We start from the raw sequence: 1588 nt of genomic DNA on the forward strand, positions 1-1588 counted from the left end.
CGAGCCCGGCCACCGCGCCGGCCACGACCAGCACGGCGACGGCGGCGGCCAGCGCGGGACGCAGCCGTCGCCCGGATCCGGGGGAGGGGTCGCCCGGGCGCGACGGTGTCGCGGGAGCCGGGCGGTCGGTCGTCGTCGTCCGGCCGGAGGTCACCGGCGCAGCGTACGGCGGTGTCGCGCGACCCCGACGCGGTGTTCCGGCGGGCGGCCGACCGCGGTCGCCCGGCGGTCCGGGGCGTGCGGCGGGGCTCAGCCCGGCAGCAGCGTCAGCCGCACCGAACGCGTCGGGTTGTCGATGTTGGTGTCGACCAGGCAGATCGACTGCCAGGTCCCCAGCGCGGGGCGGCCGTCGATCACCGGCACCGTCGTCGACGGCGGCACGAACGCGGGCAGCACGTGGTCGCGCCCGTGCCCGGAGCTGCCGTGCCGGTGCCGCCACCGGTCGTCGGCGGGGAGCAGCTCGCGCAGCTGCTCGAGCAGGTCGGAGTCGCTGCCCGCGCCGGTCTCGATGAGGGCGATGCCGGCCGTCGCGTGCGGCACGAAGACGTTGAGCAGGCCGTCACCGGCACCGCAGTCGGACAGGAAGCGTTCGATCCGGTGCGTCAGGTCCACGACGGTCTCCTCGGAACCGGTCCGGATCTCGATCAGCTCGCTGTGCACGACCCCGACACTAGGACGCTCACTACGCTCGGGCAGCGTGGACGACACAGTCACCTTCGCCGGGTGGGAACTGCCACACCGGCCCGGCTACCTGAACACCGCGAGCATCGGCATCCCGCCGCTCCGGGCGTCGGCGGTGGTCGCCGACGTCGTGGCGCGCTGGGCGGTCGGCGCGGCCTCGCCGAAGGACTTCGACGACGACGTCGAGGCGGCCCGCGCGGGGTTCGCCGCGATCACCGGGGTGCCGGTCGCCGACGTCGCGCAGGGCGCCACGACCTCCGGCCTGATCGGTCCGCTCGCCGCGTCGGTGCCCGACGGCACCCGCGTGCTCGTCGCCCGCGGTGAGTTCTCCTCGGTGACCCGGCCGTTCGCGGTGCAGGCCCACCGCGGGGTCCGGGTGACCGAGGTGCCGCTCCCGGAGCTGGCGGCCCACGCCGGTGACCACGACCTCGTCGCGGTGTCGGTGGTGCAGTCCGCCGACGGCGCGATCGCCGACGTCGACGCACTGCTCGCCGCCCGCGCCCGCAGCGGCGTGCGGCTGCTGTTCGACGTCACCCAGGCCGCCGGGTGGCTCCCGCTGCGTCTGCACGACGCCGACGCCGTCGTCGGTGCCGGGTACAAGTGGCTGCTCGCGCCGCGCGGCACCGCCTGGCTGGCCCGGCGTCCGTCGTGGGTGGACGGGCCGCCCGCCGGGGCGTGCTGGCCGGAGCCCGTCCCGCACTCCGCGGGCTGGTACGGCACCCGGGACCGCTGGGGCGGCGGGCTCTACACCCCGGACCCGCCCGCGCGGCCCGGACCGGCCGGCGGCGAGGAGGCCCCCGTCTGGTTCGCCCACGCCGGCGCCGCGGTGACGCTGCCCTGGCTGGCCTCGCTCGACGCCGACGGCCTGCGCGCGCACTGCGTCGGTCTCGCCGACACCCTGCGCGAG

Annotated in this window: 2 protein-coding genes; one reads left to right on the forward strand and one right to left on the reverse strand. The window is 77.1% G+C overall.

The annotated features are described in order from the left end of the window. Window positions 1-249 precede the first annotated feature (249 nt). Window positions 250-660: a secondary thiamine-phosphate synthase enzyme YjbQ gene (locus NH602_RS30705; RefSeq protein ID WP_073578137.1), complete on the reverse strand. Its 411-nt coding sequence runs from the start codon at window positions 658-660 to the stop codon at window positions 250-252. A 37-nt stretch (window positions 661-697) separates the two neighbouring features. On the opposite strand from NH602_RS30705, the gene NH602_RS30710 reads away from it, so the two are divergent. After that, a partial coding sequence (locus NH602_RS30710; protein WP_253069669.1) for an aminotransferase class V-fold PLP-dependent enzyme occupies window positions 698-1588 on the forward strand: 891 nt, incomplete at its 3' end.

Origin of the sequence: Pseudonocardia sp. McavD-2-B, from assembly GCF_024124365.1 — a bacterium.
GTDB classification, from domain to species: Bacteria; Actinomycetota; Actinomycetes; order Mycobacteriales; family Pseudonocardiaceae; genus Pseudonocardia; species Pseudonocardia alni.